Here is a 20,840-nt window from a genome sequence, read left to right on the forward strand (position 1 = left end):
TATGTGTGCGTAACGCACGCATATAAGATGTAAGTTTTTCTCCTGGGGTGCAAATTCTTTTTCGGTCAGTGTTTCAGAAATGTCCGCAGTTTAAGAAACGGTGGTGAGATTTACTGGTCTGGCGTGAGTGTTTTCCGTCGCTGTAACGAGATATTAGGCCAGTGCGCCAAGGCGGTTTGAAGCAGGGTTTCTGGTGGTTCGCCGTCAAGCGTCAGACCCAACAACTGCAGTGCCTGTTGCAGGTTTTGGTCGGCGTTAGCGTCGTCCAACGCCGGGGCGTGGTTTTGCTTGCTGAGCTTTTGGCCGTTGTCGCCGACGACGACCGGAAAGTGCGCGTAGTTTGGTGGGTTCGCACCGAGTGTACGAAACAGGGCGCGTTGCCAGGGCGTGGAGTCGAGCAAGTCGATGCCGCGAACAACGTCGGTGATGCCTTGATCGAGATCGTCAACCGTCACCGCCAGTTGGTAGGCGAACGGGCCGTCGCGGCGACGCAATACCACATCGCCCAGTTCAGCGGCCAGATCGATGAGTTGTTCACCTTGGTAGCGGTCGGCATAACGTTCGATTGTGTTGGGCACTTGCCAGCGTATCGCCGCGTCGGGGCGTGGTTGGCGATGTGCGCGGCAATGGCCGGGGTAGACGGCTGAATCGGCCAAATCCTTGCGGCTGCAATGGCACCAGAACAATTGGTCGGCAGCGGCCAGTTGGTCGAGGGCGGCGATGTACGCTTCGCTGCGCTGGCTTTGGTAGCGCACCGTTTCGTCCCAATGCAGGCCGTGCGCTTCGAGGCTGCGCAAAATGGCGTCGGCTGCGCCGGGTTGTTCTCGCGGTGGGTCCAGGTCTTCGATGCGCACCAGCCAGACGCCGTTTTGTGTTTTGGCGTCCAGGTAACTGACCAGCGCCGCGACCAGCGAACCCAAATGCAGCGGGCCGGTGGGCGAGGGCGCAAAGCGGCCGCGGTAGGCTGTGCTTGGCATGGATAACGGCATGAAAGGCGGGGTTCGCATTTGAAGCTCGGCTCGACATTCTGCATGATGCCGTCGCCCCTTCCCAGCCGTGGACCAACCGATGTTGCTCGCCGAACGCACCGCCCGCATTCAACCTTTCCAAGTGATGCAGATTCTCGCTCGTGCCAAAACGCTGGCCGAACAGGGCCGGTCGGTGATTGGGCTTTATGTCGGTGAGCCGGATTTCGGTACGCCGCAGGCGATTGTTGAAGCTGGGCAGGCGGCGCTGGCGAACGGCCACACCGGTTACACCCCGGCGACTGGTCTGCCCGAATTGCGCCGCGCCATCGCTGAACGGTATCGCCGCTGGCATGGCGTCGATCTGGACCCGGCGCGGATTCTGGTTACGCCGGGCGGTTCCAGCGCTTTGTTGCTGGCGTTCGCGGCCAGCATCGACAGCGGTCGCGAAGTGTTGCTGCCGGAACCGGGTTATCCGTGCAATCGCAACTTTCTTGAAGTGATTGGCGCGCAGCCGGTGTCGGTACCGTTGTCCAACAAGGGCCTGCGTTTGTCGCTGCTGGCGCTGGAAGCGGCGCGGACCGGGCAAAGCCAGGGTTTGTTACTGGCATCGCCGTGTAACCCGACCGGTCAGGTTTTGACGCTGGAGGAATGGCAGCAAGCCGCCGATTTTGCCCAGCGCCATGGCTTGGCGTTGTTCGCCGACGAGATTTATCACGGCCTGACCTTCACCGACGCCCTGCCGCCGTCGGCACTGAACGTGACCGATGACGTCTGGGTCACGCAGAGTTTTTCCAAGTTTTATGGCATGACCGGCTGGCGACTCGGTTGGGCAGTGGTGCCGCCCGACGCCATCGATGCCGCCGAACGGCTGGCGCAAAACCTGTATTTGTCAGCCCCGTCGATGGCGCAACACGCGGCCTTGGCCGCGTTCGAGCCCGAGGTGGAAGCCGAATGTTTTGCGCGCCGCGACGAACTGCGCGCGCGTCGCGATTATCTGGCACCGCAACTGGAAGCGCTCGGCTTGCCGTTGTTAGCGCGGCCAGACGGGGCGTTTTATCTGTACGCCGATATGTCGGCTTATGGCGACGACGCGCTCGACTGGTGCGATCGCTTGCTCGAAGAAACCGGCGTGGCAATTACGCCGGGCATCGATTTTGGCGGCGCGACGCAGGATCGCGCGGTGCGGATTGCGTATACGGCGGAGGTGAAGGTGCTTAAGGAGGCCGTCGCGAGGTTGGCTGCTTTTACCGGGAGACGCTGAACGGGAGACGGGAGACGCCAGTTACAGCTAACCCAGCGTCTTCCGTCTCCCCGGCGCGCAGCGCCTAAGCGTCTCCCGTCAAAACGATCACATCGTTTTGAATAACAAACTCCACCGGCGTCAGATTCTCACCCTGGCACGGGCCGGCTAAACAGTGGCCGCTTTCGATCTCGAACAGGGCGCCGTGGGTGGAGCATTGGATCAGCGCGCCGTCCATGTCGAGAAATTCGTTTTCCATAAATTCCAGCGCCACGCCCAGGTGCGGGCAGACGTTTTTGTAGACGTAGATTTCGCCGTCTTTGCGCACGGCAAACACCGGGTTGTCGGGCAAATCGAAGCCCAGCGATCGGCCTTCTTCCAGGTCGTGGACGCTGCACAGTTCGGTCATCGGTTTCCTCGTTTTTTCATTTCAATTAATGCGTGATGATCAGCGGACCGGCGTGATGCGGATGCGGTTGCACCGTCACCTCGAGCCCAAAATGCTGTTGAATGTTGGCGGCGGTCAGCACTGAATCCGGTGTGCCGCTGCACACGGCGTGGCCGCGATTCAGCAGCAGAATGCGATCGGCGTAATGCGCCGCCAGATTCAGATCGTGCACCACCAGCAACACGCCAACGCCGCGCCGGGCAAACTGGCGCACCGCCTGGAACAACGTCTGCTGATGGTGCAGATCAAGTCCGCTGGCCGGTTCGTCGAGCAGCAAAAAGCGGTCGCCTTCCGGTTGGGCGTCCCAGATTTGTGCCAGCACCCGCGCCAGATGCACGCGTTGACGCTCGCCACCGCTGAGGGTGTGAATGTGCCGTTCCGCGAAGTCGGTTAAGTCACACAGCGCCAGGGCATCGGCGACGATGGCGTCGTCCCGCGCCCGGCCTGTGGCGTGCGAATAGCGGCCAAGGGCGACAACATCGGCGACCTGAAAATCGAAGTTTAGCCGGTGGTGTTGTGGCAGCACCGCGAGCAGCCGCGCGCGGTCCGGGCCGTTCCAGGCGCGCAGCGCTTTGTCGTGCAGGCGCACGGTGCCGGAACTGGGTGTTAATTCGCCGCTGAGCAATTGCAGCAGGCTCGATTTACCCGCGCCGTTCTGGCCGATCAGCGCCAACACTTCGCCCGCTTTTACACTCACTGAAACGTCACTGAGCGTTGCCACGTCGGGCCAGCGATACAGCGTCAGTTGGTCGGCCTGCAAACTCACGACAGCACCGTCCGCTGGCGCTGAATCAGGTAGACAAAAAAAGGTCCGCCGAGCAGCGAAGTAATGATGCCGACCGGCAATTCGGCGGGGCTGATAACGGTGCGCGCCAGCCAGTCGGCCCACAGCGTCAGCAACGCGCCGACGCCCAGACTGAGCGGCAACACGCGGCGATGATCCGGCCCGACCAGCAAGCGCACCATGTGCGGCACGACCAGGCCGATAAAACCAATGATGCCGGTGAACGCGACCGCCGCACCCACACTGGCAGCGCTGAGATAAACCACTTGTCGCTTTAACCGGCGCACGTCGAAACCTAAATGTCGGCATTCGGGTTCGCCGAGCAGCAGCGCATTCAGTGGCCGGTACAGCCGCAACGCCAACAGGCTGACGACCAGCAACACGGCTGCCGTCAGCGACACCGAGCGCCAGTCGGCCGCGCCGAACGAGCCAAGCGACCAGAAAGTCAAAGTACGCAGTTGTTCGTTGCTGGACAGGTAGGCGCACAGGCCGATACCGGCTGCTGCGACCATGTTGAAAGCGACGCCCGCCAGAATCAGCCGCAGCGGCGAGGCGAGGCTGTCGCGACCGAGCAGCATGACGAGTTGAGTGGCGATCAAACCACCGACGAACGCGATGGCCGGCAAGGCAAGGGTCGACAACACCGCCGGCAAGGCCGCCAACGCAGCCGGTGCCAGAATCAGGCTGGCGACGACGGCCAAGGTTGCGCCGCTCGATACGCCCATCAAACCGGGTTCGGCCAACGGATTGCGAAACAGACCCTGCACCAAGGCACCGCTCAAGCCGAGCAGCGCGCCAACGCACAGCGCCAACATCAATCGTGGCAGGCGAATCTGCCAGACAATCACCGCGTTGATGCCATCGCCCGGGTGCCATAGCGCTTGCCACACCTGCGTCAATTCCAGACTGGACGGCCCGACGCTCAGCGCCAGCAAGGCCGACAACAGCAACACCGGCGGCAACAACCAGGCGAGCGTGCGCGCCGTCATCCGAGTCGGTCGACCAGCGTTTGCGCCTGCGACGCCAGCAGGCGGTCGCGATGGCCGGCGATGGCGTCCAGTTCCCAGACTTCCAGACGGCCGCCGTCGGTCAAAGTAACGTCGCGCAACAGCGACACTTCAATCGCCTGATTCACTTCCTGATGTTGCAACAACGGCTCAGCCAGATAGATGACGCCGCGCGGTTGCAACGCGCTGACCTGTTGCAGCCACTGCGCCGCGTCGCCGGCGACCAGTGGCAGCGGCAAGCCGTGTTTAACGGTGCGCGACACAAAGGCCGGTCCGGCGCTCAATGAAAAACCAAAGGCCGGTTGCAGACTTTTGCTTTCGTACTGGCTCAGCATGCTGGCAAGTTGCAACACGCGCGCCGCGCTGACCGCGTGCATGGCGTACTGGTCGTCGTCGCCCAGGCCAAACACCAGCGTGAAGCCTTCGGGCAGCAGCACGCCACCGTAGAGTTCACCGACCTGAGTGATCAGGTTTTCATAACGCGCCCACAGCGCTTGCAGTTGGTGGGCGTCGTATTGACGGGTCAGCGCGTCCCAGTTGGTGCACTGAACATGCAGCAGCGCGACGTCGCAGTAAGCGCCCTGTTCGCCGGCCAAATGCACTTGTTCAAGCAACCGTTCGGCTTCGCCCTGGCCGGTCGTGGTGGCGAGGGTGCGCAGCACTTGCGAGTTGGAATCGAGGGCGTCACTGAGTCGCGTCACCAGCGCTTTTAACTGAGCTTCCGGCGAGCCGCTGAACTGCTGACGCCAGCCGGGCAACTGTTCGCTCAGTTGGCGCGCCAGTTTAACGGTGCTGGCGTCGTGCACGCGTGAGCGCCAATAAATCAGACCGCCGGCCGCCGCCAATGCCAGCACATTAAACAGAAACCAGGAGCGTAGAGTGCGGGTGCGCCATTGCATCAGCGGGCGTTGATCGAGCTGTATTTCGGCTTCGCCCAGCAGTGTCGATTCAAAATGCACCGGATGTTCGAAGCGGATTGGTTCAATCGGTTCCGGGCCGACCGGGCGCGAATTCAACGTCAGGTTTTGCGCGCTGGCGGTCAGTGCGGCCGAAGCGACCAAAGGCTCTTCGGCGGTGCGGTTCAGCAGCAGGCTGATCGCCAGACGGTCGCTGCGTTGCAACGGCGCGGCGATGTCGAACGCCAGCGTACGCACCAGACTTTCGCCGAGGCGTTGTTGCGTCAAAGTGATGGTGTCGGCGGCCGGTTGATACCACAGCCAGGCGAGCAAAAAATTCAGCACGACCAACAAGGCCAGTGCAAAAGCGGTCAGTGGCTGCCACAGCCAGCGCAGAGCATGCATGGTGGATTAATTCAGTCTGGTCGATACAATATCGCCTCCCTAGGGAGCCCCAAGGGCGCGGTCCGGACAGTGCTGAACACCTCACTGTCGGCCGCTGCGACCCAAGGGCGCCATGGTAGCGGTAATCGCTGCTTTTAAGAACCGCCCGGCGGTGTATGCGCCGGTCTGAATCGATTGATCTGAGAGGACGCCCCATGAGTGATGCTGCCAACCAACTGGCCGCCCAGTTGCAGGAAATCAAACAAGGTCTGTTTCTGATGGGCCCGGATCGTTACCGTGCGCTGTCGACCCACGAAACCGAAGATCTGATCGCCAAGCTCGATCAGGTTGCCGACAAAGCGCTGCAAACCCTGGAATCCCTGAAGGGCTGAGCCCAACCGACGGAGCTCTGCCTTGAGTAGCATCTTGATGCTGAAGGTCAGTGGTCACGACCGCCCCGGTCTGACCGCCGACCTGTCCCAGACGCTGGCCCAGTACGGCGTCACTGTGTTGGATTTAGGGCAATCCGTGATTCACGATCAGGTGTCGCTCGGCATGCTGCTGCAACTGCCGGCCGACGCCGACACCGCCGCCCTGCTGAAAGACGTTCTGTTCCGCGCCCACGAACTGGGCATCGACGCCCGCTTCACCCCCGTTACCGACGACGCCTACGCCGACTGGGTCAGCCAGCAAGGCAAAGACCGTTATGTGCTGACGCTGCTGGCGCGCCGCATCAGCGCCGAACAACTGGCCTGGGTATCGCGCGAAGTCTCCAGGCAAGGGCTGAACATTCAGGACATCACTCGCCTGACCGGCCGCATCGCGCTCGACCAGGCCGACGACGTTGGCCAGGCCTGCATCGAATTGACGTTGCGCGGCCAACCGACCGACGATGCCGCGTTGCGCCAGGCGTTTCTCGACATCAGCGCGCGCTTTGACATCGACGTCGCCTTCCAGCTCGACACCGTGTACCGCCGCAACCGCAGGCTGGTCTGTTTCGACATGGATTCAACCTTGATCGAAACCGAAGTCATCGACGAACTGGCGCGCGCCGCAGGCGTTGGCGACCAAGTCGCCGACATCACCGAACGTGCCATGGCCGGCGAGCTGGATTTCCAAGCCAGTTTCCGTGAACGCCTGGCGTTATTAAAAGGACTGGATGAAAGCGTACTGGCCGGTATCGCCGAACGCCTGCCGCTGACCGAAGGCGCCGAACGGCTGATTCGTACACTGAAAGCCTACGGTTTTAAAACCGCCATTTTGTCCGGCGGTTTTAATTATTTTGGTGAGCATATCCAACGTAAGTTGGGCATCGATTATGTATTCGCCAATGAGCTGGACTTTGTCGACGGCAAGCTGACCGGCCAGGTAAAAGGCACCATCGTCGACGGCACACGCAAAGCGCAATTGCTGCGCGAACTGGCGCAGCGTGAAGGCATTCGGCTGGAACAGACCATCGCCGTTGGCGACGGCGCGAATGATTTGCCGATGTTGTCTGAAGCTGGCCTCGGCATCGCCTTCCGCGCCAAACCGCTGGTGCGCGAAAGCGCGCGGCATTCGATCTCGACTTTGGGCCTGGACGGCGTTTTGTATCTGCTCGGTTTCCGCGATCAGGACATCTACTGATTCAGCCAGCGCTTGCCGGCATCGCCCGGCACTTCGCGCACCAGTCTCGGCACCAGATACCCCGGCAAGGACGCCTGCAATTCCCGCCACAATTGTTGCCCGCGCGCATCCGGCACATCGAAATGCGCCGCGCCGCGCACCGGGTCGAGCTGGTGCAGGTAATAGGGCAGCACATCGGCGTTGAACAAGGCCTGGCTTAAGTCGGTTAACGCCGCCAGCGAATCGTTCACCCCCGCCAACAACACCGCCTGATTCAGCAACACCGTGCCGGCTTGCCGCAACGGCGCCAACGCCTGACGCACTTCGTCGTTGATTTCATGCGCGTGATTGGCGTGCACCACCAGCACGGTTTTCAGCCGCGTCTGTTCGAGCAAACGCACCAAGCCTGCATCGACGCGCGACGGCAACACAATCGGCGTGCGACTGTGAATGCGCAGCGTGGTCAGGTTCGGCAAGCGTTCCAGATCGGCGATCAGATCGGCCAGTCGGTCGTTGGGCAGACTGAGCGGATCGCCGCCGCTCAGAATCACTTCATGCAGCTCGGGCTGGCTCGCCAGATAGTCGAGCGCCTGTTGCCATTGCGTCGGGCTGAGTCGGTTGTCGGCGTAGGGAAAATGCTGGCGGAAGCAGTAACGGCAATGCACCGCGCAGGCCTGAGTGGCAATCACCAAAGCGCGGCCCTGATATTTATGGACGATGCCCGGCGCGGGCGCGTGGTCACGTTCGGCCAGCGGATCGTCCTGAAAACCCGGTTGCGGGTCGATTTCAGCCTCGGTCGGCAACACCTGACGCAACAGCGGATCGTGCGGGTCTTTCAGACGCATACGGCGCACAAAGCTTAGCGGTACGCGCAGCGGAAAATCGGCGTTAGCCAGCGCAGGGTTGTCCAGATCGGCGGCGGTTAAACCCAGCAAATCCAGCAACTGTGACACCGAGCGCACGGCGTTTTTCAGTTCGGATTGCCAGTCAGGAAGGGCGTTGATCGAAATCAGGGTGGGGGAGTCCACAGCGGGCTCGAACTCGGTTAACATACGCTCCTCTTGAATTTCCAGGCAATCAGGACGGGTCAATGGCCTCCTATTCTACCAATGAATTCCGTGCAGGGCTGAAAGTGATGCTCGAGGGCGATCCCTGCACCATCGTCGATAACGAGTTTGTGAAACCGGGTAAAGGCCAGGCCTTCAACCGGGTCAAACTGAAGAACCTGAAAACCGGTCGTACGTGGGAGCGGACTTTTAAGTCCGGTGAATCCGTCGAATCCGCCGATGTCATGGACATCGACATGGAATACCTCTACGAGGACGGCGAATTCTGGCACTTCATGAAGACCGACGGTTCCTTCGAACAATTGCCGGCCGACGCCAGCGCCGTGGGTGACACCAAGGATTGGCTGAAAGAACAGGAAACCTACGTGGTCTGCCTGTACAACGGCGATCCGATTTCGGTCACCCCGCCGAACCACATTGAACTCGAAATCGTTGAAACCGATCCGGGTTTGAAAGGCGACACTGCCACCGGTGGTTCCAAGCCGGCAACCCTGTCGACCGGTGCTGTCGTGCGCGTGCCTTTGTTCCTGAACCAGGGCGAAAAAATCCGCGTTGATACCCGCACCCGCGAATACATCAGCCGGGCCAAACAGTCCGATTGATCCGCGTTTCGGGTACAAAAAAGGCCGCATCGTGCGGCCTTTTTTTTATGGAGCAGACAAAGCGCTTAGCTGTTCCAATCGCAACCTGAACAGCGGCGCGGCATCGTCGCCTTGTTCACTTTGTAACAGCGCTGCCTGCAATTCCTGCATTAGATTTTTTGCCAGAGTTGCGCCGTTTTCCTGCTGGTTCAGCAACAGGCTGCGATAGACGCGGCAGAACAGAATATGAAAGGTGTCGCTGAGTAAATCGTGGCGGATTTTGTGGCGAATTAAATCGTTGTAGCGATAGCACACCGTCCAGAACGTACCGACGGAAAATTGCTTCACCAGCATCTTGCTGAGCTGAGACAACGCCGCCAATTCAAGGCGATCATCATCGTCCAGCGGCAGCGGGCCAAGCTCGGCGGTGATCTTCAAAATATCGACTAACACCGTCAGGTCATCGCGGAAATTGGTGCGGTCGGCGGGAATGATCAGCGTGCCGACGCCCGACTTGGTTTCAACAAAACGTTCCAATGCCAGCCGATGCAATACCTGACGAATCGGCGTCCGGCTGACTTCAAATTCCTTCGCCAGTTTTTCCTCGAACAACACCTCACCACCCTGGAATTCGCCTATGCAAATGCGCTTGCGGACGTCGTTGCAGATGGCGTCCAGTTTGTGAATGTTGGCGGATTTGGTCATGGGTTCCCGGTCAGTGGCGCTTGAAGGTCGCTGGCGATTCTAATCAAAAAAGTCGGCACACGGATACTCCTAAAGCCCGCAGATGAATTTTTCATGACCGGGATTGCAGTCCAAAAATTTGCGTGTGTATACTTGTATACAGGTTGCCGATCCGCTAGTTTGAATGCGCAGACAGTGACCCATTTGGTTAATCTAGACCGCGCCAATCCGGCATAGTAAACGGGGTACAGCGATGATGTGGCTGAGTCATAAAGGCGTTCGCACCGTGCTTTTTCAGAGCCTGTTGGTGCTGTTGCTGGTGGCCGTTGTCTATATCGCCGGCGTCAATATCGTGCAGAACCTGGCGGCTGTTGGCATCCACATCGACTATGGCTTTTTAGGCCGCCAGGCCGGTTTTGACGTCAACGAAAGTCTGATCGATTACGACGCCGGTCGCAGTTACGGCCGTGCACTCTGGGTGGGGGTCCTCAATACCCTGGCGCTGTCGGCCGTCTGCATCGTGGGCGCAACGGTACTGGGCACGGTGATGGGCATGCTCAGAACCAGCCAGAATTGGTTGGGCAGCACGCTGGCTTATGTGTACGTCGAAGTGATGCGCAATCTACCCAAATTGCTGATCCTGCTTACGCTCTACATTCTGACCATTAATCAACTGCCGCCGGTCCGACAGGCGGTTGATATTCTGGGTGTATTTCATCTGTCCAACCGGGCGTTTTATTTCCCCGCTTTGATTTGGCAGCCGCACATGCACAGCGTCTTGATCGCGCTGCTGGTGACGGTGTTGCTGTTGTTTGTCTATCGACGCTTTGTCATTCATCACCAACAAAAAACCGGCCAGCGCTGGCCCATTTTCTGGCCGGGACTGGCGTTATTGTGTCTGGTCTGGTGGTTATCGTCGCTGCTGTTCAATGTGCACTACGTCTTTGAAATTCCTCGTTTGCAAGGCTTCGATTTTTCCGGTGGCGGGCGAATTTCAGTGCAGTTTCTGGTGTTGGCACTGGCGTTGAGTGTGTATCACGGCGGGCAGGTGGCGGAGCTGGTGCGCGGCGGTATTCAGTCAGTCTCCAAAGGCCAGGAAGAAGCTGCCCGGTCGAGCGGGTTGACCTATCTGCAAGTGATGCGCCTGGTGGTATTGCCACAAGCGCTGCGGGTCATCATTCCATCGATGGGCAACCAATATCTGAACATCACAAAAAATACCTCGATCGGTCTGGCGGTGGGTTTTTCCGATCTGGTGTCGGTGATGAATACGGCCATTAACCAGACGTTTCGGCCAATCGAATTGATGTCCATTGCGGCGCTGATTTATCTCAGCATCTGTCTGGTCGTCACGCTGTTGATCAATCTGTACAACCGTCGTATGCGGCTGGAGAAAGCATGAAATTGTCGTCCATTTCTGCAGCTTTGCCGGTTGAAGCCGGATCGATCAGCGCCGCGTTTCGCGCATGCGGAATGATCGCGCTGTCCTGGTGTCGGCACCGGCTATTCCGGACGCCACTGGATACCGTGATTACGTTGTTGGTTGCGGGCTTTTTATTGCGCTGGGTGCCAGCGGTTGTCGGTTGGTTCAGTTGGAATGCGGTCGGTTTCTGGAGCGATGCGGAATTGTGCCGCACCGCCAGCGGCGCCTGCTGGCCTTTTATTCGCGAAAAAGCCCGGCTGATTCTGTTTGGCACTTATCCGTTCGACGAACAATGGCGCCCGGCGCTGGCGTGTGTACTGCTGATCGGTTTGGTGGCCGCCAGCATGATACGGGCCTTGTATTCACGGGCGCTGGTGGTGGCCTGGACGCTCGGCAGCCTCGCTTTCTTTATGCTGATGCAAGGTGGAGAACTGGGCCTGGCGCCGGTGGCGTCGATTCAGTGGAACGGCTTGCCGGTGTTGTTGATGCTGTCGGTATTCAGTGTCCTGGGCGCCTTTCCATTGGGTGTATTGCTGGCACTGGCGCGGTTTCAAAAAGACTATCCGGTGATCAGCTCCGTGGCCGTGGCGTACATCGAAATTGTGCGCGGCATACCGATGGTCATGGTGCTATTTATGGGGCTGTTTATTCTGCCTTTGATGTTGCCCCAGGGGTTCAGTCTCGATCCTTTGTTCACCACCTTAATTGTGTTGATTTTTTTCCACGCTGCGTACTTTGCCGAAGAAGTACGCAGCGGTTTGCAGGCCGTTCCCAACGGCCAGCGCGAAGCGGCTGCCTCACAAGGGTTCAGCTACTGGCAAAGCATGCGACTGATCGTCCTGCCTCAAGCTTTGAAACGCGCCATGCCCGGCAATATGAACGCCCTGTTGGGCGCTTATAAAGACACCTCTTTGGTCGTCATCCTCGGCATTCACGACATCATGACCACCGCCAAAATGGCCTACAGCGAACCGCAGTGGCAGCACTATGGCGTGGAGGCGTATTGCCTGGTGGCGCTTTGGTATTTCAGTACTTGTTTGTGCCTGTCGACCTACAGTCGGCGGCTGGAAAGAACCCAAAAAAATTCATAACAAGAATGCTCAACGACTCAGCAATCACGGTAAACGAACCATCTTAAAATTTATCCAAATAACCCAATAAAGGATCGCTAAGATGAAATATTTTGCTGCAGTTTTTACGGCGGCTGCCGCCATGACTTTGTCCATAAACAGCGCTCAGGCGGGTGCAGTGTTGGACGATATTAAAGCGCAAGATCAATTGATTTGTCTGGTCAACCCGAACTCGCCGGGCTTTTCCGTGCCCGACAGCCAGGGTGTGTTCCAGGGCTTTAATACCGATTTTTGCCGCATGACCGCCGCCGCCATTTTTGGCGACGTCAACAAAGCCAGTATTCGCGGCATTGGTTTCTCCGACAGCATGAGAACCATCGTCGCCCAGGGTGCGCACATGGCGTCGCGCAGCATTACCCGCACCGGCACCCGCGATGTGAACCCAGGCATGGCCTTTGTTGCCACCACCTTCTACGACGGCCAGGGTTTCCTGGTGCCGAAAGCCTTGGGTATCCGGTCGGCAACGGAACTGGAAGGCGCAACCGTTTGCGCCGAAGAAGGCTCGACCACACTGTCTAACATTGCCGACTGGTTTGGTGATCGCGGCATGGATTACAAGGTCGAAAACATCAACGACAAAAATGCCCGTTTGCAGGCGTTCTTTGCTGGAAAATGTGACGTCTTGGCCAGCGATTTAACGGCCCTGGCATCCGACCGCCAACTGGCATCCAACCCGGACGATTTCATGTTGCTGCCGGAAATTATTTCCGCCGAACCGCTGACGTTGGTTGCGCGCCCGGATCAGGAATTGGAGTCGGTTATTTACTGGGCGTTTCAAGTGATGTTGAACGCGGAACAGTACGGTGTGAGCTCGGCTAACATCGATCAGGTCATGGCCAATCTCGACGCCCAACCGAGCGACGTGCAGCGCATGTTCAGTGCCGATTCGGCGGCTGGCGAAATGGCCGACGCACTCGGTCTGCCGCGTGACTGGAGCTATCAGATCATCAAGCAGGTGGGTAACTACGGCGAAGTGTACGACCGGCACCTGGGCGCGCAGACCGCGCTGAACATCGGCCGCGAGGGCACGTTCAATGCCCTGGCCAGCGATGGCGGTTTGCAGTATCCGCACCCTGTCCGTTAACCCTTCAGCGCAACCGGAGCGACGCAGCATGTCCGATGATCAGTCGAACGAATTTAACGCCGACGCTCCGGCCTGGGTGACGGTTGAGGTGCCTGCCACGGCTGGCGGTCGCCTCGCCTTGTTGGGCTTTCCTGGTTTGCTGATGGGGGCTGACAGCCTCAGTTACATCGATCCTGTTGAACAAAACGAACGGTTCGATCAGCTCTATCAACACGGCTGCCGACGGTTTTATTCCTTTGTCCATGAAGACGATGTACCGGCCGATGCATTGGCGCAAACACAGCAGACAGCGCGGCAAAACGGCATCGAATTTTGTTGGCTGCCGATCACGGATTTCGGCATCCCGGACGCTACGACGGCCGAACGCTGGCAGCAGCAACAGGCGGACCTGCAAACGTTGTTGCAACAAGGGCAACTGATCGGTCTGAGCTGCCTGTCGGGCATTGGGCGCTCCGGCATGATGGCGGCCGATCTGCTGGCGAATGCCGGCATGACGCCGGACCAGGCGATTGCCTGGGTGCGCCAGCGACTGCCCGAAGCCATTGAAAATCCGCGACAGGAAGCCTGGGTGGGATCCTGAATCATGACGGCCAAAGGTGTGTTTATGCACAGCGAACAGCAGACAGCAGCGCCGATCATTGACGTGATCGGCATGAACAAATGGTTCGACCAGTTTCAGGTGTTGAAGAACATCAACCTGAGTGTCGCGACCGGCGAACGCATTGTGATTTGCGGCCCGTCCGGCTCCGGCAAGTCGACGTTGATTCGTTGCATCAACCGACTGGAAGAACATCAGGATGGGCGCATTGTCGTCGACGGCATCGAACTGAACAGCAATTTAAAACAGGTTCACAAGGTGCGACAGGAAGTCGGGATGGTGTTTCAGCATTTTAATTTGTACCCGCATTTAACGGTGTTGGAGAACTGCACGCTGGCACCGATTTGGGTGCGCAAAATGCCGCAGGCCGACGCCATTGAAAACGCCATGGCGTTTTTGCGTCGGGTCAAAATTGCCGATCAGGCGCACAAGTTGCCGTCGCAATTATCCGGCGGCCAGCAGCAGCGCGCGGCCATCGCCCGCACGCTGTGTATGAACCCGAAAGTGATTTTGTTTGATGAACCGACATCGGCACTGGATCCGGAAATGATCAAGGAAGTGCTCGATGTCATGGTCGCGCTCGCCGAAGAACAGATCACCATGTTGTGTGTGACGCACGAAATGGGGTTCGCCAAACGAGTCGCCGATCGGGTGGTGTTTATGGACGCCGGCGAGATCGTCGAACAAAACGCACCGCATGAATTTTTCGACCATCCGCAGTCGCCGCGAACGCAACAGTTTTTGAGTCAGATACTGGCGCATTAATGCCGTTGTTCGTTTCGATTCAGTTTCGATTTAGCAATAAGCCAATGGAATGATTTCGATCTTATTTATTTGCAGCGGCAACACCTGTCGCTCCCCTATGGCCGAGGCTGTGGCCCGGCACTGGCTGGCGCAGCAGGCGTCGCCGTTGTCGCGGTTGATTCGTGTCGCTTCGGCCGGTACCGATGCCGATACCGCCAGCCCGACCACGCCCGAGGCCATCACCGCTCTGGCCCATCAGTGCATCGGTTTTTCCGGCCGCAGCCAACGGCTGTCGCGCGAATTACTGAGCAACTGCGACATCGTGTTTACCATGACGGCACTGCATCACCGCCGGGTAACCGACTTGCTCGAATCGACACCGGACGCACGCTTGCCGCTGGTGTATCCGCTGCATCCGAACGCGGACATCGACGACCCGCTGGGTCGGGGTCAGGCGCGTTATCACCAATTGGTGATGGATTTTCTGACTTTGATTCCGCAGCGCTTACAGCAGGTGACGCAGTTGTAACTGGCGGCCGTTGCCGCGATGGTCAACAATGCCGCCACCGAACGACGTGGATGTTTTTGATGACCTGGCAACCGACCGCTTCACTGCACAATCTGCAACGCCGTGCGCGTTGCTTGGCCGATATTCGCGCCTTTTTCGCCGAGCGTTCGGTGTTGGAAGTCGATACGCCGCTGTTGTCGAACCAGGGCATCACCGATGTGAATCTGGCGAACATCCGCACCACCGACGGTGGCTTTTTGCAGACCTCGCCCGAGTACGCGATGAAGCGGTTATTGGCGGCGGGCATTGGCGATTGTTATCAGCTCGGTCACGTGTTTCGGCAAGACGAAAGCGGGCCGCGTCACAATGCCGAGTTCACCTTGCTCGAATGGTATCGGCTCGGTTGGGACGATCGGCAATTGATGGACGAAGTCGCGCAACTGTGTCGGCACCTGGCCGGCCAACCGGAACTCAAGGTTGAACAACGCAGTTACGCCGACGCCTTTGTGCGTGCCGGCTTGCCCGATCCACATCGCGCTGAACTCGACGAGTTGAAGTCGGCGGTGCAACAACATTTGTCGGCCGACAGCCACGGTTGGTCGCGCGACGATTGCCTCGATGCCTTGATGGCGCTGGTGGTGGAGCCGTCGCTGCCAGCCGATCAACTGACCTTTATTGCGCTCTACCCGGCCAGCCAGGCGGCGTTGGCGCGTTTTGTTGAAGTCGATGGGCTGACGCTGGCGCGGCGGTTTGAGTTGTACTGGGGCGGGTTGGAATTAGCCAACGGCTATTTCGAATTGACCGACGCCGATGAACAACAGCGGCGTTTTGCGGCCGATCAACAACGGCGTGCAGCGCAGGGTTTGCCTGCGGCGGAAATGGACGAGCGGTTGCTGGCGGCGTTGCGGTCGGGTTTACCGGAATGCGCTGGGGTGGCGCTGGGTGTGGATCGGTTATTGATGCGGATTTTGGGCGAAGACCGCATTGAAGCGGTCCTGCCGTTTGATCGTTCGCGCGCCTGAATTCAGTCGTGCAATTTAGTCGTGCAATTCAGTCGTTCTTGGGCTTGTTAACCAAGGCTTCGAGTTTGCGCTGCAAACGTTCTTCCTGAGCTTTAGCTGGAGCCTTCGGTCGCGGTGCTTTCTTCGCTTTGGGTTTGGCCTTGGCGGTGCGTTCGGCGCGGCGCTTGTCGATGGCGTCGAGTTTTTCCTTGGCGTGACCGGCGTCTTCGGCGCTGACGGTGCCAGCGGCGCTGCCGTCGATGCTCACCCGGTCGGCACCTTCCACCATGCAGGCGTAGTAAGAACGCAACCGCACGTAAACATTCAACGCGCGGCGAATGCGTGTTTTCGACAGCTTGCCGTCTTCCGCCAGCGTTTCATGAATGCCGATTTTCAGCGGCTTGGGCTGACGTGGGTTGAAAGCATTCGGGTACAGCTCACACAGTTCGTCCATGGCCTGGCGGTTGGCTTCAAACTCTTTTTTTCGCTGCGCGTCCGTCTTCTTTTTCTTGGCGCTGTTCGTGGCCTCAGAAGTCGGTTGCTGAGCGGGTGTTCCCTGGGTGTTTTCGTCGGTCATGGTCTGTCCGGCAAGCTTATTGAACGGCGCAGGATACCGGCTTTAAAAAGCCGATTCCATAGGCCTCGCTCAGGAATTGGTCGCATTGAGTGGTTGACCCAATCGCACCGGCTGACCGGCACTGATGGCGGCGTCCCATTCCAGGGCGCCCGCTTCGAATACGGCGATGACGGTGCTACCGAGACGGAACCGGCCCATTTCGTCGCCGCGTTTGAAGCTCGGCCCTGCGTCGCCGAAGTGACGATGCTGAATACGCGAACCGGCCGGGGCGACGATGCCCGCCCAAACGGTTTCGATGCTGGCAACAATCATGGCGCCGACCAGTACCAGAATCATGCGGCCTTTTGCTGTGTTGAATTCGCACACCAGCCGTTCGTTGCGCGCGAACAGATTCGGTACGTGCTCGGCGGTGACGCCGTTAACGCTGAACAACCGGCCCGGAACAAAGGTGGTGCGAATCAGTTGGGCGTCGCACGGCATGTGAATGCGGTGGTAATCGCGCGGCGATAAATACAGCGTGGCAAAGCGGCCGTCGCGAAAGGTTTTGGCCTGGTCGGCATCGCCGCCGAGCAATTCGGTCAGGCTGTAATCGCGGCCTTTGGCCTGGAAAATACGCCCGGCTTCGATGGCGCCAGCCTGGCTGACGGCGCCGTCAACCGGGCAAATCAGGCGGTTGGCATCGGTCGGTAACGGGCGGGCGTCGGCTTTTAATGCACGCGTGAAGAAGTCGTTGAAGTTGCGGTATTCGCTCAGATTTTCGCGTTCGGCTTCGCTCATGTTGACCTGAAAACGACGCGCAAACAGGCCGATAAAACTGCGCCGTATCGGCGCCCATTCGCTGGCGGCGAGACGGCCGACAACACGCGACAACAGATGATGCGGCGCCAGATATTGGCTGGCGACGAACAGGCGTTCGGAGAAAGCACTCATTTTGGATTCCGGGTCAGGGCGTTGTTCCAGTCGGCACAAAAGTCGCGGAACAGACGGTAGTCGTGTTCGTTTAATTCTTCGTCGTCGTCCTTGGCGTCGGCGTAAACCAAAAAAGGCACGGCGTTGCCGACTTTGAACGAGCGCAAAAAGAACGCTTCGTCGGCCGCGGCTTTCAACAAATCCGCCGGCAAGGTTTGGCGGCCTTTGTCGCGGTTGCTGTCGTTCAGCCAGAAGGCGGCGGTGCGTCGGCTGAATTCCTGCATCACCGGGTTGTTGAGCAGCGGCAGGCGCAAATTGCGCAGCAGCAAATAATAACTGCAACCGGCGGTGCGCGTCGCCTGCCAGATGCCGTTGTGCATGTTCAGCAGCACGATGCGGCTCAGGCCGAGGCCGGATTGCAGGCCTTCCAGTGCGGTTTTGTGAATCTCGCTGCGCGTCATGTCGATCGGTCGGCGTAGGCGGGTGCGGGCGTCTTCCAACACGTCGGGATTGAGCGCGCGCCGTTTGGTGGCCACGGTTACCGACGCTGGCGGCGGTGCGGCTGGCTTGGTGGCTGCGACCCGGGCGCGGGGTTCGGGTTTTGGCGGCGGCCGCGTGTCTTCCGTTTCCGCAAGGCGCGGATCGCGGTGCAACGGTGCGGCGGCCGGTGTTCCGGCTTTGCTTAACGATGGTTGCTGGGCGAGCAGCAGGCGGGCGGCGCTGCCGGCTTCGCTCAGCCGGATCTGACGCGCGGCGTTGGGCACCCAGACTTTTAATCGGTCGCGAAAATCGTCGATGCCGAGGGCGGTCGCGCCGATCTTGCACAACCGATCCAGCGCCGGCGATTGCCACGACAAGCGCAGTTGATACGCCAATTCATGGCTCAGCGGCAGCAGGGCGGCGACGTATTGGCTGCGCAGATCGGGCAGCCGTTCGCGAATCTGGTCGAGGTCGTCGGCGCTCAGGCAATCCGGCGCTGGCGGCAGACTGAGCGTGCGGCTCAGGCGTTTGTTCCAGAGTGTCAGCGGTTGTTCGATCAGGTTTTCGACCAGTTCGGTGCGGTTGCGGCCTTCGGTTGAGCGTTGCTCGAAGGCTTCCATTTTCTGCGGCTCCAGCAGCCACAACGCCCAATAACCCAGGTTGTGATACAGCACGCTCCAGTAATCGGATTCGCCCCAGGGCAGGCGGCGCAATTCGAACCACTGTTTCATCAATTGCGCCGCGACCAGACTGTCGCCGATGTTCAGCCGTAAGCCGCGATAAGCGGTGCTGCCGGGGCTGATGCGCGGAATGGCGCGGTTCAGGTTCATGAGCCGCTGCACGCCGAGCACGGCGACGGCGTGGTCCAGCGTGGTCAGTTGTTGATCGCGCCGGGCGAAAATGCGGTTGGCCTGCCCCATGATTTGCAGCGCCAGCAGCGGGTCTTCGCGCATGGCGAGATTCCACGCCGACAGCGCCGCCTCGGGTGACGGCAAGGCGCTGATTGGCAACAGAGCGGGCAAAGTGGCGGCTTGGATGCGTTCAAGCCAGAGGTTGGAAGTGGTCATCCGGTGGTCGTCGGGTCCAAATCAAAATCAGGCCCCGATCGTGTCGGGGTGGGTCGGCAATCCCAGCGTCCAACCCACTCCTCAGTGTGGTTCAAAAACGCTGTTTTAACCAGTCGCCCAACGCCTGGCGTTCGGCGTCGGTCATCTGGGTGCGGTTCAAAAACGGCATGTCACGAGTGACGACCGCGCGCTGGGTAATGCGGCCGGACCACCGCTCAATCTGCGCCAGGTCGTCGAGCATGACGCCCAGCGGCGCTGTGGGAAACATCGAATCGGTCGGCGCGGCGGAATGGCAACTGGCGCAGCGGGTTTGGACCAAGGCCAAAGCGTCGGCGTCGGACATCACTGGCGTTGCTTCGCTGTGTGCGCTGCTGGCGGTATTGGCCGATGCGGTGGCTTTCGGCCAGCTCAGAATCGCCGCCATCAACACAAAGGCCAGCGCCGCGGCGACCAGATAGGCCGGCTGGCGTTGGCCGCGATGCGCCAGATTGAAGTAATGCCGCACGCACACACTGATGGCGATGATGGCCATCAGAATCAGCCAGCTGTCGTCGCCTTGATAGGTCATCGGGTAGTGGTTACTGATCATCAAAAAGATGACCGGCAACGTGAAATAGTTGTTGTGCACGCTGCGTTGTTTGCCGGTGAGGCCCGGTTTCGGGTCCGGCAGTTCACCGGCGGCGACAGCGGCGACCATCTTGCGCTGGCCGGGAATGATCTTGAAGAAAACGTTGGCGACCATGATGGTGCCGATCAGCGCGCCCATGTGAATAAAAGCGCCGCGTCCGGAAAAGGTGTGCGTCAGCAGCCAGGCGAAGCCGCAACCGATGGCGAAAATCAGCACGCCGAACCAGCGGCTTTCGACCAGCCGGGTGCGGCACAAGGCGTCGTAAATCAGCCAGCCGGCGAGCAGAAAACCGAGGCCGTACAGCACGGCGCGGCCGGTGCTCAGTGGCAGCACGTTGGGGTCAATCAAATAGGCTTGTGCGCCGAAGTAATACACCCAGGTCAGCAACAGCATGCCGGTGATCCAGGTGGTGTAGGCCTCCCATTTGAACCAGTGCAAATGTTCCGGCATCTGTTTCGGGCCGACTTTGTATTTGGCGACTTCGTAAAACCCGCCGCCGTGAATGGCCCACAAATCACCGCCGATACCGGCGTCTTTTTTCCACTGTGGCGGCTCGGTCAGGTGGTTATCCAGCCAGATAAAATAAAACGACGCGCCGATCCAGGCGACGCCGGCGATGACATGAAACCAGCGCAAAAACAGGCTGACCCATTCGGCGAAAAAGACGTCCATTAACTGCCTCGATAGGTGGAATAGCCAAAGGGACTGACCAGCAACGGCACGTGATAGTGCGCGTCCGCGCCGCTCAGTTGAAAGCAGACGGTGGCCTCGGGATAAAACGCCTGGCCGTGGGTGGCGTTCAGGTAATCGCCGGTGTGAAAGGTGAGCCGATAAATGCCGTCGGCAAAACCGCCGTCGGGCCAGTCGCCAAAGCGACCGTCATCGTTGGTGACGCCTGCGGCGATAACGGTGCCTTCGGCGTCGCACAGCGTCAGTTTCATGCCGCGTGCCGGCTGGCCGAGCGTGGTGTCCAGCACGTGAGTGGACAGGCTGTGACTCATGCGTTTCCCCTTCTTGTTTTGAGCGC

General features: G+C 59.4%; 23 protein-coding genes. 11 read left to right on the forward strand and 12 right to left on the reverse strand.

Annotated elements, in window-relative coordinates; all coding sequences use genetic code 11:
• Positions 1-110 precede the first annotated feature (110 nt).
• Positions 111-1,007, reverse strand: coding sequence for a tRNA glutamyl-Q(34) synthetase GluQRS (gene gluQRS / locus DW349_RS04020; RefSeq protein ID WP_232819351.1), 897 nt, complete (start codon positions 1,005-1,007; stop codon positions 111-113).
• Positions 1,008-1,068: 61 nt separating this feature from the next.
• On the opposite strand from gluQRS, the gene DW349_RS04025 reads away from it, so the two are divergent.
• Positions 1,069-2,229, forward strand: coding sequence for an aminotransferase class I/II-fold pyridoxal phosphate-dependent enzyme (locus tag DW349_RS04025; RefSeq protein ID WP_108126250.1), 1,161 nt, complete (start codon positions 1,069-1,071; stop codon positions 2,227-2,229).
• A gap of 64 nt (positions 2,230-2,293) precedes the next feature.
• Here the strand turns inward: DW349_RS04025 and DW349_RS04030 are convergent, their stop codons facing one another.
• From DW349_RS04030 to DW349_RS04045, 4 genes are read right to left on the reverse strand one after another with little or no spacing between them, the layout of a single operon-like run.
• Positions 2,294-2,617 carry a Rieske (2Fe-2S) protein gene (locus DW349_RS04030; protein WP_108126251.1) on the reverse strand — a complete coding sequence of 108 codons (324 nt, stop codon included), beginning with the start codon at positions 2,615-2,617 and terminating at the stop codon, positions 2,294-2,296.
• A 25-nt stretch (positions 2,618-2,642) separates the two neighbouring features.
• The gene (locus tag DW349_RS04035; protein ID WP_198650527.1) at positions 2,643-3,422 is read right to left on the reverse strand and encodes a heme ABC transporter ATP-binding protein; all 780 of its coding nucleotides are present in this window, start codon (positions 3,420-3,422) and stop codon (positions 2,643-2,645) included.
• Positions 3,419-4,429, reverse strand: a complete 1,011-nt coding sequence (locus DW349_RS04040) for a FecCD family ABC transporter permease (RefSeq protein WP_108126252.1) — start codon at positions 4,427-4,429, stop codon at positions 3,419-3,421. Before DW349_RS04040 ends, DW349_RS04035 begins: the two co-directional genes overlap by 4 nt.
• On the reverse strand, positions 4,426-5,748 hold the full coding sequence (locus DW349_RS04045) for a hypothetical protein (protein WP_108126253.1): 1,323 nt from the start codon (positions 5,746-5,748) through the stop codon (positions 4,426-4,428). The genes DW349_RS04040 and DW349_RS04045 overlap by 4 nt, the downstream gene beginning before the upstream one ends.
• Before the next feature lie 194 nt (positions 5,749-5,942).
• Here DW349_RS04045 and DW349_RS17450 point away from each other — a divergent pair, with 194 nt between their 5' ends.
• The gene (locus tag DW349_RS17450) at positions 5,943-6,119 is read left to right on the forward strand and encodes a hypothetical protein (protein ID WP_198650528.1); all 177 of its coding nucleotides are present in this window, start codon (positions 5,943-5,945) and stop codon (positions 6,117-6,119) included.
• Positions 6,120-6,141: 22 nt separating this feature from the next.
• Positions 6,142-7,353, forward strand: a complete 1,212-nt coding sequence (gene serB, locus DW349_RS04050; protein WP_269801848.1) for a phosphoserine phosphatase SerB — start codon at positions 6,142-6,144, stop codon at positions 7,351-7,353.
• On the opposite strand, the gene epmB is transcribed toward serB, so the two are convergent.
• A complete protein-coding gene (gene epmB, locus DW349_RS04055; RefSeq protein ID WP_232819352.1) occupies positions 7,347-8,360 on the reverse strand; it encodes an EF-P beta-lysylation protein EpmB in 1,014 nt (337 codons plus the stop codon). The two genes, serB and epmB, sit on opposite strands and share 7 nt — an antisense overlap.
• A gap of 62 nt (positions 8,361-8,422) precedes the next feature.
• Here epmB and efp point away from each other — a divergent pair, with 62 nt between their 5' ends.
• Positions 8,423-9,001: an elongation factor P gene (gene efp, locus DW349_RS04060; RefSeq protein ID WP_108126256.1), complete on the forward strand. Its 579-nt coding sequence runs from the start codon at positions 8,423-8,425 to the stop codon at positions 8,999-9,001.
• Positions 9,002-9,046: 45 nt separating this feature from the next.
• Here the strand turns inward: efp and DW349_RS04065 are convergent, their stop codons facing one another.
• The gene (locus tag DW349_RS04065) at positions 9,047-9,685 is read right to left on the reverse strand and encodes a GntR family transcriptional regulator (RefSeq protein WP_108126257.1); all 639 of its coding nucleotides are present in this window, start codon (positions 9,683-9,685) and stop codon (positions 9,047-9,049) included.
• A 265-nt stretch (positions 9,686-9,950) separates the two neighbouring features.
• On the opposite strand from DW349_RS04065, the gene DW349_RS04070 reads away from it, so the two are divergent.
• The 7 genes from DW349_RS04070 to epmA all read left to right on the forward strand — a co-directional run bounded on the left by DW349_RS04070 (position 9,951) and on the right by epmA (position 16,173).
• Entirely contained in the window at positions 9,951-11,066 is a 1,116-nt protein-coding gene (locus tag DW349_RS04070) for an amino acid ABC transporter permease (RefSeq protein WP_157954390.1), read from the forward strand.
• Positions 11,063-12,178 (forward strand): amino acid ABC transporter permease, encoded by a 1,116-nt coding sequence (locus DW349_RS04075; protein WP_108126259.1) that lies wholly within the window; start codon positions 11,063-11,065, stop codon positions 12,176-12,178. Before DW349_RS04070 ends, DW349_RS04075 begins: the two co-directional genes overlap by 4 nt.
• 121 nt (positions 12,179-12,299) lie before the next feature.
• Complete coding sequence (locus DW349_RS04080; protein ID WP_157954391.1) at positions 12,300-13,301, forward strand: type 2 periplasmic-binding domain-containing protein; 1,002 nt, start codon at positions 12,300-12,302, stop codon at positions 13,299-13,301.
• Positions 13,302-13,329: 28 nt separating this feature from the next.
• On the forward strand, positions 13,330-13,881 hold the full coding sequence (locus DW349_RS04085) for a protein-tyrosine phosphatase family protein (protein ID WP_157954392.1): 552 nt from the start codon (positions 13,330-13,332) through the stop codon (positions 13,879-13,881).
• Between the two features lie 24 nt (positions 13,882-13,905).
• Complete coding sequence (locus tag DW349_RS04090; protein ID WP_198650536.1) at positions 13,906-14,664, forward strand: amino acid ABC transporter ATP-binding protein; 759 nt, start codon at positions 13,906-13,908, stop codon at positions 14,662-14,664.
• Between the two features lie 49 nt (positions 14,665-14,713).
• A complete protein-coding gene (locus DW349_RS04095) occupies positions 14,714-15,172 on the forward strand; it encodes an arsenate reductase/protein-tyrosine-phosphatase family protein (RefSeq protein ID WP_108126263.1) in 459 nt (152 codons plus the stop codon).
• A gap of 59 nt (positions 15,173-15,231) precedes the next feature.
• Positions 15,232-16,173, forward strand: a complete 942-nt coding sequence (epmA, locus tag DW349_RS04100; RefSeq protein ID WP_108126299.1) for an EF-P lysine aminoacylase EpmA — start codon at positions 15,232-15,234, stop codon at positions 16,171-16,173.
• A gap of 28 nt (positions 16,174-16,201) precedes the next feature.
• Here the strand turns inward: epmA and DW349_RS04105 are convergent, their stop codons facing one another.
• The 5 genes from DW349_RS04105 to uraH form a co-directional block, all read right to left on the reverse strand.
• Positions 16,202-16,729, reverse strand: coding sequence for a ProQ/FINO family protein (locus DW349_RS04105; RefSeq protein WP_108126264.1), 528 nt, complete (start codon positions 16,727-16,729; stop codon positions 16,202-16,204).
• Between the two features lie 69 nt (positions 16,730-16,798).
• Entirely contained in the window at positions 16,799-17,659 is an 861-nt protein-coding gene (gene asd, locus DW349_RS04110) for an archaetidylserine decarboxylase (protein WP_108126265.1), read from the reverse strand.
• The gene (locus DW349_RS04115; protein ID WP_108126266.1) at positions 17,656-19,185 is read right to left on the reverse strand and encodes an HDOD domain-containing protein; all 1,530 of its coding nucleotides are present in this window, start codon (positions 19,183-19,185) and stop codon (positions 17,656-17,658) included. Before DW349_RS04115 ends, asd begins: the two co-directional genes overlap by 4 nt.
• A 91-nt stretch (positions 19,186-19,276) precedes the next feature.
• On the reverse strand, positions 19,277-20,485 hold the full coding sequence (locus DW349_RS04120) for a urate hydroxylase PuuD (protein WP_108126267.1): 1,209 nt from the start codon (positions 20,483-20,485) through the stop codon (positions 19,277-19,279).
• Positions 20,485-20,814 carry a hydroxyisourate hydrolase gene (uraH, locus tag DW349_RS04125; RefSeq protein WP_108126268.1) on the reverse strand — a complete coding sequence of 110 codons (330 nt, stop codon included), beginning with the start codon at positions 20,812-20,814 and terminating at the stop codon, positions 20,485-20,487. The genes DW349_RS04120 and uraH overlap by 1 nt, the downstream gene beginning before the upstream one ends.
• Positions 20,815-20,840: the final 26 nt, after the last annotated feature.

The sequence above is a fragment of the Saccharospirillum mangrovi genome, from assembly GCF_003367315.1.
Lineage (GTDB): Bacteria > Pseudomonadota > Gammaproteobacteria > Pseudomonadales > Natronospirillaceae > Saccharospirillum > Saccharospirillum mangrovi.

Bases quoted from the DNA above. Each gene is read 5' to 3' on its own strand.
- DW349_RS04115 (WP_108126266.1), bottom strand. From the start codon at position 19,185: ATGACCACTTCCAACCTCTGGCTTGAACGCATCCAAGCCGCCACTTTG.
- uraH (WP_108126268.1), bottom strand. From the start codon at position 20,814: ATGAGTCACAGCCTGTCCACTCACGTGCTGGACACCACGCTCGGCCAG.
- efp (WP_108126256.1), top strand. From the start codon at position 8,423: ATGGCCTCCTATTCTACCAATGAATTCCGTGCAGGGCTGAAAGTGATG.
- DW349_RS04045 (WP_108126253.1), bottom strand. From the start codon at position 5,748: ATGCATGCTCTGCGCTGGCTGTGGCAGCCACTGACCGCTTTTGCACTG.
- DW349_RS04075 (WP_108126259.1), top strand. From the start codon at position 11,063: ATGAAATTGTCGTCCATTTCTGCAGCTTTGCCGGTTGAAGCCGGATCG.
- DW349_RS04025 (WP_108126250.1), top strand. From the start codon at position 1,069: ATGTTGCTCGCCGAACGCACCGCCCGCATTCAACCTTTCCAAGTGATG.
- asd (WP_108126265.1), bottom strand. From the start codon at position 17,659: ATGAGTGCTTTCTCCGAACGCCTGTTCGTCGCCAGCCAATATCTGGCG.
- DW349_RS04080 (WP_157954391.1), top strand. From the start codon at position 12,300: ATGACTTTGTCCATAAACAGCGCTCAGGCGGGTGCAGTGTTGGACGAT.
- DW349_RS04120 (WP_108126267.1), bottom strand. From the start codon at position 20,485: ATGGACGTCTTTTTCGCCGAATGGGTCAGCCTGTTTTTGCGCTGGTTT.
- DW349_RS04085 (WP_157954392.1), top strand. From the start codon at position 13,330: ATGTCCGATGATCAGTCGAACGAATTTAACGCCGACGCTCCGGCCTGG.
- DW349_RS17450 (WP_198650528.1), top strand. From the start codon at position 5,943: ATGAGTGATGCTGCCAACCAACTGGCCGCCCAGTTGCAGGAAATCAAA.
- DW349_RS04105 (WP_108126264.1), bottom strand. From the start codon at position 16,729: ATGACCGACGAAAACACCCAGGGAACACCCGCTCAGCAACCGACTTCT.
- epmA (WP_108126299.1), top strand. From the start codon at position 15,232: ATGACCTGGCAACCGACCGCTTCACTGCACAATCTGCAACGCCGTGCG.
- gluQRS (WP_232819351.1), bottom strand. From the start codon at position 1,007: ATGCGAACCCCGCCTTTCATGCCGTTATCCATGCCAAGCACAGCCTAC.
- DW349_RS04040 (WP_108126252.1), bottom strand. From the start codon at position 4,429: ATGACGGCGCGCACGCTCGCCTGGTTGTTGCCGCCGGTGTTGCTGTTG.
- DW349_RS04030 (WP_108126251.1), bottom strand. From the start codon at position 2,617: ATGACCGAACTGTGCAGCGTCCACGACCTGGAAGAAGGCCGATCGCTG.
- DW349_RS04065 (WP_108126257.1), bottom strand. From the start codon at position 9,685: ATGACCAAATCCGCCAACATTCACAAACTGGACGCCATCTGCAACGAC.
- DW349_RS04090 (WP_198650536.1), top strand. From the start codon at position 13,906: ATGCACAGCGAACAGCAGACAGCAGCGCCGATCATTGACGTGATCGGC.
- DW349_RS04095 (WP_108126263.1), top strand. From the start codon at position 14,714: ATGATTTCGATCTTATTTATTTGCAGCGGCAACACCTGTCGCTCCCCT.